At 72.8% G+C, this 15,578-nt stretch carries 10 protein-coding genes; 2 read left to right on the top strand and 8 right to left on the bottom strand.

The genetic code is table 11. The features are described from left to right. Positions 1 to 102 precede the first annotated feature (102 nt). From AC07F3_RS26765 to AC07F3_RS26750, 4 genes are all read right to left on the bottom strand, one after another. Positions 103 to 2,025, bottom strand: a complete 1,923-nt coding sequence (locus AC07F3_RS26765; RefSeq protein ID WP_479116968.1) for an acyl-CoA dehydrogenase family protein — start codon at positions 2,023 to 2,025, stop codon at positions 103 to 105. A 184-nt stretch (positions 2,026 to 2,209) separates the two neighbouring features. Further along, positions 2,210 to 3,655, bottom strand: a complete 1,446-nt coding sequence (locus tag AC07F3_RS26760) for an aldehyde dehydrogenase family protein (protein ID WP_479116967.1) — start codon at positions 3,653 to 3,655, stop codon at positions 2,210 to 2,212. 536 nt (positions 3,656 to 4,191) lie between these two features. Then, complete coding sequence (locus AC07F3_RS26755) at positions 4,192 to 5,745, bottom strand: PucR family transcriptional regulator (RefSeq protein WP_479116966.1); 1,554 nt, start codon at positions 5,743 to 5,745, stop codon at positions 4,192 to 4,194. Between the two features lie 122 nt (positions 5,746 to 5,867). Beyond that, the gene (locus AC07F3_RS26750) at positions 5,868 to 8,216 is read right to left on the bottom strand and encodes an ATP/GTP-binding protein (protein WP_479116965.1); all 2,349 of its coding nucleotides are present in this window, start codon (positions 8,214 to 8,216) and stop codon (positions 5,868 to 5,870) included. A gap of 246 nt (positions 8,217 to 8,462) precedes the next feature. On the opposite strand from AC07F3_RS26750, the gene gabT reads away from it, so the two are divergent. Then, a complete protein-coding gene (gabT, locus tag AC07F3_RS26745) occupies positions 8,463 to 9,797 on the top strand; it encodes a 4-aminobutyrate--2-oxoglutarate transaminase (RefSeq protein WP_114040464.1) in 1,335 nt (444 codons plus the stop codon). An 89-nt stretch (positions 9,798 to 9,886) separates the two neighbouring features. After that, positions 9,887 to 10,684 (top strand): phosphatase PAP2 family protein, encoded by a 798-nt coding sequence (locus AC07F3_RS26740; protein ID WP_479116964.1) that lies wholly within the window; start codon positions 9,887 to 9,889, stop codon positions 10,682 to 10,684. Here the strand turns inward: AC07F3_RS26740 and AC07F3_RS26735 are convergent. The 4 genes from AC07F3_RS26735 to AC07F3_RS26720 form a co-directional block, all read right to left on the bottom strand. Next, complete coding sequence (locus tag AC07F3_RS26735; protein WP_479116963.1) at positions 10,635 to 12,452, bottom strand: chitinase; 1,818 nt, start codon at positions 12,450 to 12,452, stop codon at positions 10,635 to 10,637. The genes AC07F3_RS26740 and AC07F3_RS26735 overlap by 50 nt on opposite strands. 191 nt (positions 12,453 to 12,643) lie before the next feature. Continuing rightward, a complete protein-coding gene (locus AC07F3_RS26730; RefSeq protein ID WP_479116962.1) occupies positions 12,644 to 13,123 on the bottom strand; it encodes a hypothetical protein in 480 nt (159 codons plus the stop codon). A 199-nt stretch (positions 13,124 to 13,322) separates the two neighbouring features. Then, positions 13,323 to 14,744, bottom strand: a complete 1,422-nt coding sequence (locus tag AC07F3_RS26725; protein WP_479116961.1) for an NAD(P)/FAD-dependent oxidoreductase — start codon at positions 14,742 to 14,744, stop codon at positions 13,323 to 13,325. Between the two features lie 29 nt (positions 14,745 to 14,773). Continuing rightward, positions 14,774 to 15,574, bottom strand: coding sequence for an ABC transporter permease (locus AC07F3_RS26720; protein ID WP_479117039.1), 801 nt, complete (start codon positions 15,572 to 15,574; stop codon positions 14,774 to 14,776). Positions 15,575 to 15,578 lie beyond the last annotated feature (4 nt).

Here is a 15,578-nt window from a genome sequence, read left to right as displayed (position 1 = left end):
GAGTGCGCGGGCGCCGTCCCGTACCCCGCTGTCGGGGCGGCGCCCGCGGCCCCGGGCGGCGGAGCGGAACCCGTCGCTCCGCCGCCGGGACCGGGCCTGCGCTCAGCGGATGGGGCGGTGGACGTTGTCGCGCTTGGCCGGGCCGGGGGTCGCGTCCGCGATCCAGGGGCCGTCGTCGGAGGGGTCGAGGACGCCCTCTTCCAGCCAGGTGTACGAACCGGCGAGCACCTCGTCCACGATCTTGCGGTCGAGGTCGTCGGTGTTGCTCCACAGGCGCGTGAACAGCTCCTCCACGCGGATGCGGGACTGACGGCAGAACGCGTCGGCCAGTTGGAGGGCCTCACGGCCGTTCTCGCCGGTGGCGCGCAGGTGCTCGGCCCGCACACAGGCCGCGCTCATCGCGAACAGCTCGGCCCCGATGTCGACGATCCGGCCGAGGAAGCCCTGCTTGGTCTCCATCCGGCCCTGCCAGCGCGACATCGCGTAGAAGGTCGAGCGGGCGAGCTTGCGCGCGGAGCGCTCGGCGTACCGCAGATGCTGTGCGAGCGGACCGAACTCGGCGTACGAGCGCGGGAGTTGGCCCGGGCCCGCGATCAGCTTGGGCAGCCACTTGGCGTAGAACCCGGCCGCGCCCGCGCCCGCCTTCGCCTTGTCCTGGAGGGACTTGTCGGGGTCGATCAGATCGCCCGCCACGGACAGGTGGGCGTCGACCGCCTCCCGGGCGATCAGCAGGTGCATGATCTCCGTCGAGCCCTCGAAGATCCGGTTGATCCGCATGTCGCGGAGCATCTGCTCGGCGGGTACGGCCCGCTCCCCGCGGGCGGCGAGCGAGTCGGCGGTCTCGAAGCCGCGGCCGCCGCGGATCTGGACCAGCTCGTCCGTCATCAGCCAGGCCATCTCGGACCCGTACAGCTTGGCCAGGGCCGCCTCGATGCGGATGTCGTTGCGGTCCTCGTCGGCCATCTGCGAGGAGAGGTCGGTCATGGCTTCGAGGGCGAAGGTGGTGGCCGCGATGAAGGAGATCTTCGCGCCGACCGCCTCGTGCCGGGCGACCGGCCGGCCCCACTGCTCGCGGACCCCCGCCCATTCGCGGGCGATCTTCAGACACCACTTGCCGCCGCCGACGCAGAGCGCGGGCAGCGAGAGGCGGCCAGTGTTGAGCGTGGTCAGGGCGATCTTGAGGCCGGAGCCCTCGGGGCCGATCCGGTGGGCGGCCGGGACGCGGACCTGGTGGAAGCGGGTCACGCCGTTCTCGATGCCGCGCAGGCCCATGAAGGCATTGCGGTTCTCCACGGTGACGCCCGGCGAGTCCGCCTCGACGACGAAGGCCGTGATGCCGCCCTTGTGGCCCTCGGACCTCGGCACCCTGGCCATCACCACGAGCAGGTCGGCGACCACGCCGTTGGTGGTCCACAGCTTCACGCCGTCCAGGACGTAGTCGTCGCCGTCGGGCACCGCCGCGGTCGCGAGCCGGGCCGGGTCGGAGCCCACGTCGGGCTCGGTGAGCAGGAAGGCGGAGATGTCCGTACGGGCGCAGCGCGGCAGGAAGGTGTCCTTCTGCTCCTGGGTGCCGAACAGCTTGAGCGGCTGGGGCACGCCGATCGACTGGTGCGCGGAGAGCAGCGCGCCGATCGCCGGGCTGGCCGAACCGGCCAGCGTGAGCGCCTTGTTGTAGTAGACCTGGGTCAGGCCCAGGCCGCCGTACTTGGTGTCGATCTTCATCCCGAAGGCGCCGAGCTCCTTGAGCCCGTTGACCACCTCGTCGGGGATCCGCGACTCGCGCTCGATGAGCCGTCCGTCCACCCGGGTCTCGCAGAAGTCGCGCATCTTGGCGAGGAAGGCCTCGCCGCGCTCCACGTCGTCCGGTGCGGGCAGCGGATGGGGGTGGATCAGATCGAGGCGCAGCCGACCGAGGAAGAGTTCCTTCGCGAAGCTGGGCTTGCGCCAGTCCTGCTCGCGGGCGGCCTCGGCGACCTGGCGCGCCTCGCGCTCGGAGACCTTGGGCGTGTGCTGTGGTGCGGTCATTGAGGGGTTCTCCTCGCCGCGGGCTGACGGGTGCGGGCGGCTGCCCGTTACCGGGTGGTGCTACTCGTCCGTATGTACCCGATTCCCGGCACTTGGACCACCCCTCGCGCCTGCCCGGGCGTACGGCGGCGGCCGGAACCCCCGCACAGTGGGTTCCGGCCGCCGGTCTCGGTGCGCCGGGTGGCTACAGGGCGAGGCCCGTCAGGACGAGGACGCGCTCGTAGGTGTAGTCGTCCATCGCGTAGCGCACGCCCTCGCGGCCCACTCCGGAGGCCTTGGCGCCGCCGTACGGCATCTGGTCGGCGCGGTAGGACGGCACGTCACCGATGATGACGCCGCCGACCTCAAGGGCCCGGTGGGCGCGGAAGGCGGTCCCCAGGTCGTGCGTGAACACCCCCGCCTGGAGGCCGTACTTGGAGGAGTTGACCGCGGCGAACGCCTCGGCCTCGCCGTCCACCTTCTGCACGGTCAGGACCGGCCCGAAGACCTCCTCGCAGGCGAGGGTGGTGTCGGCGGGCAGCTCGGTGAGCACGGTGGGCGCGTAGGAGGCGCCGTCGCGCCCGCCGCCGGTGAGCAGCTTGGCACCGGCCTGTACGGCCTCGTCCACCCAGGACTCGACGCGGCGGGCGGCGTCCTCGCTGACCAGCGGGCCGACGTCGGTGGCCGAGTCGGACGGGTCACCGGTGACCTGGGCCTCGACGGCCGCGACGATCTTCGGGAGCAGCCGGTCGTACACGGCGGCGTCCGCGATGACGCGCTGCACGGAGATGCAGGACTGGCCGCCCTGGTAGTTGGAGAAGGTGGCGATGCGGGTCGCCGCCCAGTCCAGGTCCTCCTCCGAGGCCCAGTCGCCCAGGACGACGGCCGCGCCGTTGCCGCCGAGCTCCAGGGTGCAGTGCTTGCGCGGCACCGAGTCCATGATCGCGTAGCCGACCTTGTCGGAGCCGGTGAAGGAGATGACCGGGAGGCGGTCGTCCTGCACCAGGGCCGGCATCTTGTCGTTGGCGACCGGCAGGATGCTCCACGAGCCGACGGGCAGCTCGGTCTCGGCGAGCAGCTCACCGAGGATGAGGCCCGACAGCGGAGTCGCGGGGGCGGGCTTCAGGACGATCGGCGCGCCCACCGCGATGGCCGGGGCGACCTTGTGGGCGCACAGGTTCAGCGGGAAGTTGAACGGCGCGATGCCGAGGACGACGCCCTTGGGGAAGCGGCGGGTCAGGGCGAGGCGGCCCACGCCGCCGCCGTCGGTGTCGAGGCGCTGGGCCTCGCCGCCGTTGAAGCGCCGGGCCTCCTCGGCCGCGAAGCGGAACACGGACACCGCGCGGCCGACCTCGCCGCGGGCCCACTTGATGGGCTTGCCGTTCTCGGCGGAGATCAGCTGCGCGATCTCCTCGGTGCGCTCGGCGAGCCGCTTGGACACGTGGTCGAGGGCGGCGGCCCGTACGTGCGCCGGGGTCGCCGCGAACTCCTCCACCACCGCGTGGGCCGCGGCCACGGCCTCCTCGACCTGGGCGTCGGTGGGGACGCTGACCGAGGCGACGAGCCGGCCGTCCCAGGGCGAAGTGACATCGAAGCTGTCGTCGCCGGTGGCCTCGCGGCCGGCGAGCCAGAAGGCGTGGGTAGCAGTCATGCCCTCACCGTAGGCCGGGGGGCGGGGGTGTGCGTTTGTCCGAGGTGGAGTGGTCGGCCCCCGCGGCACGCCGCTTTGTCATCCCCCACCCCACCCAGGGCTCCGCCCCAGCCCCCGTTCACACCCAAAGGCCACCCGCCCTCAATGCCCACGCGGGCCAGCACCGTCCTGTTAAGGGGCGCGGGGAACTGCGCGAGAAGCGAGCACGGTCCGCACGTGGAACGGGGTTGGGGCGCGGGGAACTGCGCGACCCGCCGTCCACGGCCCGCGGACGAAAACAGGTGGGGACGCAGCGACCCCGCACCCGCAGAGTGGCAAGCACGCACTACCAGGGGCGCGGGGAACTGCGCGAGAAGCGAGCACGGCCCGCACGTGGAACGGGGTTGGGGGCGCGGGGAACTGCGCGAATGGCCACGCACGGCCCGCAGGTGAAAGCGGGTTGAGGGGCGCGGGGAACTGCGCGAGGAGCGGGCGGTCCGCAGGCCGAGGGGGCAGAGGGGCGCAGCCCTTCGGGGAGCGGGGCAGGCCCCGGGGGGTCAGGGGTGGTCGGGGGGCGTCGTCGCCTTCAGGGCCAGCCACAGCTCCATGCGGACATCGGGGTCCTCCAGGGACCGCCCCAGGATCTCCTCGACCCGCCGTATCCGGTATCGGAGGGTGTGCCGATGCACCCCCAGGTCCGCCGCCGCCGCGTCCCACTGCCCGTGCCGCGACAGCCACGCCCGCAGCGAGGCGACCAGATCCCCGCGCCCCGTCGCGTCGTGCTCGTACAGCCCCCGGAGCATCCCGTCCGCGAAGGCCCGCACCGCGTCGTCGGCGAGGAGAGGGAGGACGGACCCCGCCGCGAGGTCCTCGTGCTCGACCAGCCGTTTGCCGCGCCGCCGGGCCACCGAGAGCGCCTGCTCGGCCTGCTTGTAGGCGGAGGCCGCCGCGATCGGCCCGGCCGGGGCGGAGAGCCCCACGACGAGTTCCTCGCCCTCGGCGTCCTCGTGCCGCTGGCAGGCGGTGACGGCCTCGCCGCCGTCCGCGGCGAGCACGACGAGCCGCTCGCCCTCCGGCACCACGAGCACCGCCTCGCCGCCGCGGGCGGCGGCCGACTCCATGGCCTCGGCGAGCGCGCCGAGCCCGGCGGGCTCGCCCTCGCCCGCGACCTCGGCGATGACCAGGCGGTACGGCGCGTCCAGGAGCCCGCCGTAGAGATCGCCCGCGACCGCCCGGGCGTGGTCCTGCTGGCCGGACAGGAGCATGCGCAGGACCGCCGCGCCCAGGCGCTGTTCGGCCGCCTGGAGGGACCGGGAGCGCTCGGTCGTCAGGGTCAGCAGGGCGACCGCGGAGTGCACGGCGTACCGCTCCGCCGTGCCGAGCGGCGCTCCCGTGCCGACGGCGAGCGCGCCGCGCACCCGGCGTCCGGTGCCGAGCGACTGGAGCTCGACGCGGTCGCCGGAGGCGTCCTCGGCGCCGCCGACCACCGCGCTGGCCGGGGCCGCGCGATCGCGCAGCCGGGCGACGTCGGCGGTCAGCCGGGCGGCGCGCCGCGCGGCCCAGTCCGGGGCGGCGGCCACGACCGCGCCGGAGGCGTCGTACAGCGCGGCCCAGCCGTCGACATGCGCGGCGAGCTTGGCGATCAAAACGGACGGGCCGTCGGCGAGGGCCGCCTTGGTGAGCTCGCGCTGCGCCGCGAACCCGGCGGTGACCGCGCGGTACTGGTCGGCCGAGATGGCCGCCGAGACCTCCTTGGAGATGGCCAGGAACGGGGTGCGACGGGGCACCTCCAGGAGCGGCAGGCCCTCCTCGCGGGCCGCCGTGAGCAGTGCGTCCGGCACCGTGTCGTAGTTGACGCCGACGGCGAAGCCGAGCCCGACCACCCCGGCCCTGGCCAGCCTGCGCACATAGCGGCGCATGGCCTGGGGGTTCTCGGCGTCCAGCGTCATCGCGGTGATGAGCAGCAGTTCGCCGCCCTCCATGTACGGGACGGGGTCGGCGAGTTCGCTGACGTGGGCCCAGCGCACCGGGCGGTCCAGGTGCTCCTCACCCGCGCGCACGGTGAGCTTGAGCGCCGAGTGCTGGACGAGCGAGGCGAGCGTGGGCGGCATGGGACCGGGCTACCTTCGGCGGAGGTGCGGGACGCGACTGCTACGTCCCGTATGAACGGGGCACCTCCATTTTGCCAGCCCGGCCAGGTTCCGGGGTGCCGGTCGACCGACCGGTACCGGCCTCATCCGCGCAGGTCGACCAGGAGCGGCGGGGCGTGTTCTCCGTTCACCGTCGTCAGCGAGAGCACCGCGTGCCCCGCGGGCACCTGGTGGGCGAGCTCGGAGGCCGACCAGCGCTCCCGCTCGACCTTGCGCACCGTGACGGCGTCGGTGGTGACGGCCTTGCCGGTGACGAGCTTGCGCAGCGCGTGGACCGCGCGGGTGAGCGGCTGGTCGGCGAAGACGGTGTGCTTGGCGACCTCGGTGGTCTCGACCCACTCGGTGCCCCACGCCTGCGCGAAGAGCCGCCCGTCCCAGGTGGTGACCCCGGAGAACGTCATGTGGCAGCCGACCGACCCGAGCAGCGACGTGTGCAGCTGCTCCGGTACGTCGCCGAGCGCGCGCAGCGTGAGCAGCACTCCGGCGTTGCAGTTCCGCAGCCGCTGCACGGCCCGTACGGACTCGGCGGTGACGGCGTGGGTGGCGTCGTCGACGGCCAGGAAGGCGAAGAGGGAGCGGTCCCTGCGGGCGGCCGCCGCCGCGGTGAACTGGGCGAGGACGAGGCGGGTCAGCAGGTGGGCCGCCTCCGGGTGGCCGCGTTCGGGCACGTCGATCCGTACCCGCAGGGGGTGTTCTAGCGAGCGCAGCGAGAACGGCCGGCTCTCGCCGGTGGTGTCGAAGAATCCCTCGAAGGCGGGGCGGTCGAGCACCGCCACGCGTGCGGCGAGCGCGAGCCCCGGGTCGCCCGGGGATCCCAACTGCCGCTCGCGGGCGTCGAGTTCGCGGTGGTAGGCGCGGTGCGCTTCGGCGTCCAGGCGCGCCCGGAGCGCTTCCATCGCGCCGGGCGACCCGTCCAGGAGTTCCCGCAGGACGGGGACGGAGGGGAAGGACCCGTGGGCCGCGCGGTAGGGGCCGAGCAGCTGGGCGAGGGCGGTCGCGGCGCGCCGCGAGTCGACCTCGGGGAGGTCGCCCGCGAAGGCCTCGGCGAGCAGGGCGGCGGCCTCGTCGGGGTCGGTGGTGCCGCCGTACAGGTCGAGGTCGTACGCGGATGCCGCGTCGCCGGGCTTGATCACCACGTCGTAGCCGTCGTCGGGGCCCAGCGGTGTGCCCGCCGCGCACACCGCGACGACGGCGGCCTTTCCGGCGAGCGCCTGGAGGGCGAGCGACTCCACCACGGGCCGGACCAGGTGCCGGGTCTTGCCCGAGCCGAACGGTCCGACCGCGAGGAGCGAGGAGCCGAGCGCGGCCGGGTCGACGGCCGCGCCCGCTCCCCTGCGGCCGGCCGGGGTGCGCTCCGTGTCGGGGTAGCGGCCGATCCGCACCTGCGAGGTGAGCAGGTCGTGGGTGGCCGCGCGGGCGGGCAGATCGCGGTCGCCGGAGGGATGCAGACAGGCCCGCGCGCCCTGGTCCGCGACGGCCTCGGTGAACGCGCCGAGCCGGGACGGGTCGGCCTTCACCGAGGCCCAGGCACGCCGGATCCGTACGCAGTCGACGTCGTTCATGCGCCCGGACCGCTCCTCGGCCACGAGCCGGTCGGCGGCGGCGCTCTGCCCGGCGGCGCGCAGCTGGGGCCAGTCGGCCGGGGAGGGCGCGAGGGCGGCGGGGGGCGCGGCCGGGGTCCCCGGCGCGGGGGCGGCCTTGCGCCCGCGCAGCTGCCCGAGCCAGTCGCCCGCCTTGGCGAAGGGCCACAGCACGGCGGCGCCGACCAGGACGTACAGGGCGTAGTTGACGAAGGTGGCCACCGCCCGGTCGCCGTCGCCGGTGGTCCACGACAGCGGGAACAGGCTCCAGATGGTGAAGAAGAACGGGAACAGTCCGGTCCCGATCACGAGCCAGACCGCGAAGGCGCCCGCGAGGCCGGTGCGCAGGGTCCGCTCGGGCTGGGGGCAGTCCACGGCGTAGCGGCGGAAGACCTCCAGCCAGTTGCCCATCCGCCCGAACACGAAGATCAGCAGCGCCGCGAACAGGCTGTTGTAGACCTCGATGGCGGTCAGCGCCTGCGGCGGTCGCGGGTAGGTCCACCATTCGGTGGGGGTGAAGAGTTCGAGCAGGACGCGGCTGTGCGGGACGTAGCCGTTGGTCCACAGCGACCAGACGAGGGTGGCCGCGAGCAGGGCGACGAGCGCGCCCACGAGCAGCGCCCGGTCGGGCACCCGGTCCGGGTCGGCGTCCGGGCGCGGCCGGTGGCCGAAGCGCCACAGACCCGGCTCGGCGGGGGCGCGCGGGGTGCGCAGCCAGTCGCCGAGGGCGGTCCCGCCCGTCGGCGCCTCGACGGGCCGGGGCGGGAGCGCCGGGCGCGGGGGCGGTCCGGCGGGGCGCGGGACGCCCCCCGAACGGGTGCCGCGTGCGTCGTGCGTGCCTTCGGTGTCCATCGACCCCTTGCCCCCTGACCAGCCAGGTCCGTTCCGAGCGGTGCGAACGCTCAATCTAGTGGCAGTGCCCGGCGGTTCACCGCTGCCGCGCACCGCGCGCCCATCCGGGGCAACTGTCCGCCGAGGACAAGGGGCACACCCCCACCACTACCGAACGGAGCATGCCGCGGCCCGCCCGGGCGCTCTAGCCTGCGAGGAAAGCCAAGGAAGCGTCCGCATCCCCCAGAAGATCTCCAGGAGCCCCTCATGAGCGCGATCCCGCAGGAGCGCCGCGTCGTCACCGCCATCCCCGGCCCGAAGTCGCAGGAGCTTCAGGCCCGCCGTCTCGCGGCGGTCGCCGCCGGTGTGGGCTCCACGCTGCCGGTCTTCACCGCGCGCGCGGGCGGCGGCATCATCGAGGACGTCGACGGCAACCGCCTGATCGACTTCGGCTCCGGCATCGCGGTGACCTCGGTCGGCGCCTCCGCCGAGGCCGTGGTGCGCCGCGCGAGCGCCCAGCTGCAGGACTTCACGCACACCTGCTTCATGGTCACGCCGTACGAGGGCTACGTCGCCGTCGCCGAGCAGCTCGCCGAGCTGACGCCGGGCGACCACGCCAAGAAGTCCGCGCTGTTCAACTCGGGCGCCGAGGCCGTCGAGAACGCCGTCAAGATCGCCCGTGCGTACACCAAGCGCCAGGCCGTCGTCGTCTTCGACCACGGCTACCACGGCCGCACCAATCTGACGATGGCGCTGACGAGCAAGAACATGCCGTACAAGAACGGCTTCGGCCCGTTCGCGCCCGAGGTCTACCGGGTTCCGGTGGCCTACGGCTACCGCTGGCTCACCGGCCCGGAGAACGCCGGCGCCGAGGCGTCCGCGCAGGCCATCGACATGATCAACAAGCAGATCGGCGCGGACAACGTCGCCGCGATCATCATCGAGCCGGTGCTCGGCGAGGGCGGCTTCATCGAGCCGGCCAAGGGCTTCCTGCCCGCGATCAGCCAGTTCGCCAAGGACAACGGCATCGTGTTCGTCGCGGACGAGATCCAGTCCGGCTTCTGCCGCACCGGCCAGTGGTTCGCCTGTGAGGACGAGGGCATCGTCCCGGACCTGATCACCACCGCCAAGGGCATCGCGGGCGGCCTGCCGCTCGCCGCCGTCACGGGCCGCGCCGAGATCATGGACGCCGCGCACGCGGGCGGCCTCGGCGGCACCTACGGCGGCAACCCGGTGGCCTGCGCCGCCGCGCTCGGCGCGATCGAGACGATGAAGGAGCTCGACCTCAACGGCAAGGCCAAGCGCATCGAGGAGGTCATGAAGGCCCGCCTCGCGACGATGGCCGAGAAGTACGACATCATCGGCGACATCCGCGGCCGCGGCGCCATGATCGCCATCGAGCTGGTCAAGGACCGCGCCTCCAAGACCCCGAACCCGGAGGCCGCCGGCGCGCTCGCCAAGGCCTGCCACGCGGAGGGGCTGCTCGTCCTGACCTGCGGCACCTACGGCAACGTCCTGCGCTTCCTGCCTCCGCTGGTCATCGGCGAGGACCTGCTGAACGAGGGCCTGGACATCATCGAGCAGGCCTTCACCGGCGTGTGACACCGCCTGTGAAGAAGGTGTGGGGGGCCAATGGCGGGATGGAGTTCCCGCTGTCGGTCCCCCCGTCCTCTGCCGTACGGTTTCTGCAGATGAGAGAAACACCCCGCCCGCAGGGGACTGCGGGCGACTCCAGGGCCGAGCATCCCCAGCCTTGCCCTGGTCGTGCCCTCGCGCACACCACTGGAGCCTCCGGCTCCGGAACTCCTCACCGATCGGATGGCCGTCCGCCCCACACCCCCCGGGGCGCGCGGTACACCGGTCCAGGCGGCCGCCCCGGAACCTCCCCCCCTGTTCCGGGGCGGCCGGCTTTCCTCTTCGCCGCCCTGCTCTGCGCGTTCGCGGTGATCACCTGGCAGGTCGCGTCCGGCGGCCCGCTGCGCCGTCTCGACGAGCGCGTGGCCCCCTCGCTCACCGGCCACGGCCCCTCCTGGTTCGCCGAGGCGCTCGCCGACCTCGGCAGCATGCCGGTCGCGCTGCCGGTCCTCGCCCTGGCCATCGGGTACGCCCTGTGGCGCGGGCTGCGCCGCCGGGCCCTGATCGCCGCCGCGACGATGGCCCTGGTGCCCCTGCTCGTGGTGCCGCTCAAGGAGTGGATCGCCCGCCCGGGCCCGTTCGACCCGGCCACCGGCTACTACCCCTCGGGGCACACCGCGACCGCGATGGTGGCGTACGGGAGTGCCGCTCTGCTGCTCTCCCCCCTGGTACGCCGCCGGTGGCCGATGCCCGCCGCCGCGGGGGCGCTGACGGCGGCGACGGGCATCGGTCTGGTGCTGCACGGCTACCACTGGCCGCTCGACGTGCTGGCCAGCTGCTGCCTGTGCGGGGCGCTGCTGGTGGTCAGCTCCACGGGTATGCGTCGTAGTTCTTCGAGAACTCGCCGCCGTTGAACCGGTCCCAGTTGATGGACCAGGTCATCAGGCCGCGCAGCCCCGGCCAGCTGCCGTGGGTCGCGTACGAGCCGCAGTTGGCCTTCTTCGTGAGGCAGTCCAGGGTCTTGGTGACCTCGGCCGGAGCGGTCCAGCCGTTGCCCGCCTGACTGGAGGCGGGCAGACCGATGGCGACCTGGTCGGGCCGCAGCGCCGGGAACGTCTTCGCGGCGTCGCCCGTCACCGGGAAGCCGGTGAGCAGCATGTCCGTCATGGCGATGTGGAAGTCCGAGCCGCCCATCGAGTGGTACTGGTTGTCCAGGCCCATGATCGAGCCGGAGTTGTAGTCCTGGACGTGCAGCAGCGTGAGGGAGTCGCGCAGCGCGTAGATGACCGGGAGGTAGGCGCCGCAGCGCGGGTCCTGCCCGCCCCAGGGGCCCGAGCCGTAGTACTGGTAGCCCATCTGCACGAAGAACGTCTCCGGGGCCATCGTCAGGACGAACGCCGGGCCGTACTTGGCCTTGAGGGTCTTCAGGGCGTCGATGAGGTTGACGATGACGGGGGTCGTCGGGCTGCGGAAGTCCGTGTCGCCGGTGTTCAGCGAGAGGGAGTGCCCCTCGAAGTCGATGTCGAGCCCGTCCAGGCCGTAGTCGTCGATGATCTTCGAGACGGAGGAGACGAAGGTGTCGCGGGCGGCGGTCGTGGTGAGCTGGACCTGGCCGTTCTGGCCGCCGATGGAGATCAGCACCTTCTTGCCCGCGGCCTGCTTGGCCTTGATGGCCGCCTTGAAGTCGGCGAGCGGCTCGACGGTGGGGCACTCACTGACCTGGCACAGGTTGAAGCGGATGTCGCCCGAGGTCGGGGAGGTCGGTTCGCCGAAGGCGAGGTCGATGATGTTCCAGTCGTCGGGCACGTCCGCCATGCGCGTGTAGCCCGCGCCGTTGGCGAACGAGGCGTGCAGATAGCCGACCAGGGCGTGGCCCGAGGGCGGCGGGTTGCCGCCGCCGGACGTGGTGGCCGCGGTGACGGTGGCCGACTTCGGGGACTCCCCCGCGCTGTTGGTCGCGGTGACCTGGAAGGCGTACGAGGTGGCGGGGGCCAGACCCGTGACGGTGGCCGAAGTCCCGCTCACCGAGGCCGCCTTGGCGCCGTCCCGGTAGACGGTGTAGCCGGTGGCGCCCGCCGAGGCGGACCAGGCCAGGTTCACGGACGAGGAGGTGGCGCCGGACGCGGTGAGACCGGCGGGGGCGGCGGGTATCTGGACGGGGGCGCCGCCGGGCCCGGTCAGGGTCACGTCGTCTGCCCCGTACGCGCCGGTGCCGTACCAGCCGTGGGTGTAGACGGTCACCGAGGTGGTGTTCGCGCCGGTCTTGAAGGTGGTCGTCAGCCGCTGCCAGGACGGCGCGGACTGGGTCCAGGCCGACACGTCGGTGGTGCCGGTGCCCGAGGCGCCGAGGTAGACGTAGCTGCCCTGCACCCAACCGCTCAGCGTGTACGCCGAGTTGGGCTGGACGGCCACGGTCTGGGAACACTGCGCGTTGTCGCTGCCCGCCGGGGTGGCCCGCAGCGCGCCGGTGCCGCTGTGCACGGGCGAGGAGACCACGGTCCCGCTGCCCGCGGTGCAGTTCCAGCCGTCGAGTCCGGATTCGAAGCCGCCGTTGCGCATGAGGTCGGGGTCGGCGGCGCGCGCGGTCGGCGCCGCGGCGACGAGTCCGGCCGCGGCGAGGGCGGCCGCCGTCAGGGCGGCACAGAGGGATGGCCACAGGGCGGGATGTCTGGTGCGGTCCACAACTGCCTCCCGGCAAGGGGGTATTGAGACACGAAGCCCGCACAACATGGTCCAGACCAATCGGCTTGTCAAGGTGTCCGGCGCCGAGCCGCCCCGACTCAGTCCCCCATTTCTGCGTTTCCTGCGCTTCCAGGGGTCTCTGCGTTTCCTGCGCTTCCCGGGGGTCTTGGCGTCGTCAGGGGTCTCAGGGTCTATGGGACTTCAGGCCCTTCCCGCTTGCCCCCCTCGCGGGCGAGGCGGGCCGCCGCCTCGTGCATCGCCAGTTCCAGGAGGGTGGGATCGGTGAGCGTGCCCGAGCCGTCGGGCGGCACCAGCCAGCGCACCCCACCGCACGCCCGGCCCGGGTACGGCACCACGACCCAGGTGCCGCGGCCCGCGCCCCGCACCCCCGTCCCCAGCCACCGCCCCGCGGTGCCGGGCGGCACGAAGAACCCCACCCGCGCGTCACCGAAGTCGGCCAGCACGGGGCCCGGCCGGTCCACGAGCCGGGCCAGCACCTCCAGCGCGCCGTGCCCGAGCTCGCCCGGCAGGATCAGTACGTCCCAGCGCCTGCCGGCCGGAAGGAGAGCGACCCCCAGGGGGTTGCGCTCCCATTCCCACCGGCAGGCGTCGGGATCCGGCGCCACCGACGCCAGCCATTCCACCGCGGTCTTCGACCCCGAGGCAGTCATTGCCGTCCTCCGATCCGGTTCCACCGCACCGGGCAGCGCCCGGTGCGTCCCGAGGGAGAGCGGCGTGGGTCCGGACTATGACGCGACTTCGGCCACCTCGTGGTGGTGAACCCGGTCACACCATGATCGAAAGATGTGCGCCCCCGGCGTGACCGGGGGCGCACAGAGGATCGAGCGGTCGACCGACGGGGCCGGTGGGTCAGGAGTCGAAGCCGAGACCGACCCGGTCCATCGCCCTGAGCCACAGGTTGCGGCGGCCGCCCCGCTCGTCGGCGCGGGCCAGCGACCACTTGGTGATGCCGATGCCCGCCCAGGCCACCGGCTCCGGCGGGAAGGGCAGCGGCTTGGTGCGCACCATCTCCAGTTCGGTGCGCTCGGTCCGCTCGCCCGCGAGCAGGTCGAGCATCACCTCGGCGCCGAAGCGGGTCGCGCCGACCCCGAGCCCGGTGTACCCGGCGGCGTACGCGACCCGGCCGGCGTGGGCGGTGCCGAAGAACGCCGAGAAGCGCGAGCAGGTGTCGATCGCGCCGCCCCAGGCGTGGCTGAACGCCAGCCCCTCCAGCTGCGGGAAGCAGTGGAAGAACTGCTCGGCGAGCTTGGCGTAGGTCTCGGGCCGGTCGTCGTACTCGCTCCGCACCTTCCCGCCGTACGGATAGACGGCGTCGTAGCCGCCCCACAGGATGCGGTTGTCGGCGGACAGCCGGAAGTAGTGGAACTGGTTGGCCGCGTCCCCGAGCCCCTGGCGCCCGTGCCAGCCGATCGAGGCGAGCTGGGCGGCGTTGAGCGGCTCCGTCATCAGCGCGTAGTCGTACACCGGGACCGTGTACGGCCGCAGCCGCTTGACCAGCGAGGGGAACACGTTGGTGCCGAGCGCGACGTGCTCGGCGCGGATCCTCCCGTACGGGGTGCGCACGCCCATGCCGGTGCCGACCCGGGCCAGGGAGAGGCCCGGCGTGTGCTCGTAGATCCGTACGCCCAGGTCGAGACAGGCCCGCTTCAGCCCCCAGACGAGCTTGGCCGGATGGAGCATGGCGACGCCGTCGCGGTCCCAGAGCCCGCCGAGGAAGGTGGGCGAGTCGACCTCGGCCCGCAGCGCCTCCTCGTCGAGGAGTTCGAGCCCGCCGAAGCCCAGGTTCGTGGCCTCCTCGTACATCTCGTGCAGCTCTTCGAGCTGGTGGGGTTCGGTGGCGACGTCGATCTCGCCGGTCCGCTCGAAGTCGCAGTCGATCCGGTAGCGGGCGACGGCGGCCTCGATGGCGTCGAGGTTCGCCGCGCCCAGCTCTTCGAGCCGGGCGAGCTCGTCGGGCCAGCGGGCCAGGCCGTTGCCGAGCCCGTGGGTGAGGGAGGCGGCGCAGAAGCCGCCGTTGCGGCCGGAGGCGGCCCAGCCGATCTCCTTGCCCTCGATGAGGACGACGTCGCGTCCGGGCTCGCGCTCCTTGGCGATCAGCGCGGTCCACAGCCCGCTGTATCCGCCGCCGACGACGAGGAGGTCGCACCTCTCGTCGCCGGTGAGGGCGGGCAGCGCCTCGGGGCGGCCGGGGTCCTCCAGCCAGAAGGGAACGGGCTTCGCGCCCGCGAGAGACTTCGTTGCCGCACTGCTCATGGCTCGGGTCACGGCCATGATTTCAACTCCCTCAGGAACTGCGTGGGTTACGCTTTCGCGCTGTTCTTGCGCCGGTTCGCAATGAATTGTCCGGTGGTGACCACCACGACGGCGATGATGAACATGGCCGTCCCGATGACGTTGATCTGCACGGGCGTGCCGCGCTGCGCCGAGCCCCACACGAACATGGGGAAGGTCACGGTGGAGCCCGCGTTGAAGTTGGTGATGATGAAGTCGTCGAAGGAGAGCGCGAAGGCGAGCAGCGCGCCCGCCGCGATACCGGGCGACGCGATCGGCAGCGTCACCCGCAGGAACGTCTGGACTGGCCCGGCGTAGAGGTCGCGCGCGGCCTCCTCGAGCCGGGGGTCCATGGACATCACGCGGGCCTTGACGGCGGTGACGACGAAGCTCAGGCAGAACATGATGTGGGCGATCAGGATCGTCCAGAAGCCCAGCTGCGCGCCCATGTTGAGGAAGAGCGTGAGCAGGGAGGCGGCCATCACGACCTCGGGCATCGCCATCGGCAGGAAGATCAGCGAGTTGATCGCGCCACGCGCCCGGAACCGGTAGCGGACCAGGGCGAACGCGATCATCGTGCCGAGCGCGGTCGCGCCGATCGTCGCCCAGACGGCGATCTGGAGCGAGAGCGAGAGCGAGCCGCACATGTCGGCGACCCCGCACGGGTCCTGCCAGGCGTCGGTCGAGAACCGCGTCCAGGAGTAGTTGAAGCGCCCGTTCGGCTTGTTGAACGAGAACACCATGACGACGATGTTCGGCAGGATCAGGTACGCGAGCGTCGCCAGTCCCGCGATGACCACGAGGTTGCGGCGCAGCCACTTGAGGGGCATGGAA

Source organism: Streptomyces sp. NPDC045846 (assembly GCF_056431605.1).
This window is presented reverse-complemented; position numbering and strand designations above follow the sequence as displayed.

Coding starts and splice junctions, on each gene's coding strand:
- AC07F3_RS26765 (WP_479116968.1), bottom strand. CDS start 2,025: ATGACCGCACCACAGCACACGCCCAAGGTCTCCGAGCGCGAGGCGCGC.
- AC07F3_RS26760 (WP_479116967.1), bottom strand. CDS start 3,655: ATGACTGCTACCCACGCCTTCTGGCTCGCCGGCCGCGAGGCCACCGGC.
- AC07F3_RS26755 (WP_479116966.1), bottom strand. CDS start 5,745: ATGCCGCCCACGCTCGCCTCGCTCGTCCAGCACTCGGCGCTCAAGCTC.
- AC07F3_RS26750 (WP_479116965.1), bottom strand. CDS start 8,216: ATGGACACCGAAGGCACGCACGACGCACGCGGCACCCGTTCGGGGGGC.
- gabT (WP_114040464.1), top strand. CDS start 8,463: ATGAGCGCGATCCCGCAGGAGCGCCGCGTCGTCACCGCCATCCCCGGC.
- AC07F3_RS26740 (WP_479116964.1), top strand. CDS start 9,887: ATGAGAGAAACACCCCGCCCGCAGGGGACTGCGGGCGACTCCAGGGCC.
- AC07F3_RS26730 (WP_479116962.1), bottom strand. CDS start 13,123: ATGACTGCCTCGGGGTCGAAGACCGCGGTGGAATGGCTGGCGTCGGTG.
- AC07F3_RS26725 (WP_479116961.1), bottom strand. CDS start 14,744: ATGGCCGTGACCCGAGCCATGAGCAGTGCGGCAACGAAGTCTCTCGCG.
- AC07F3_RS26720 (WP_479117039.1), bottom strand. CDS start 15,574: ATGCCCCTCAAGTGGCTGCGCCGCAACCTCGTGGTCATCGCGGGACTG.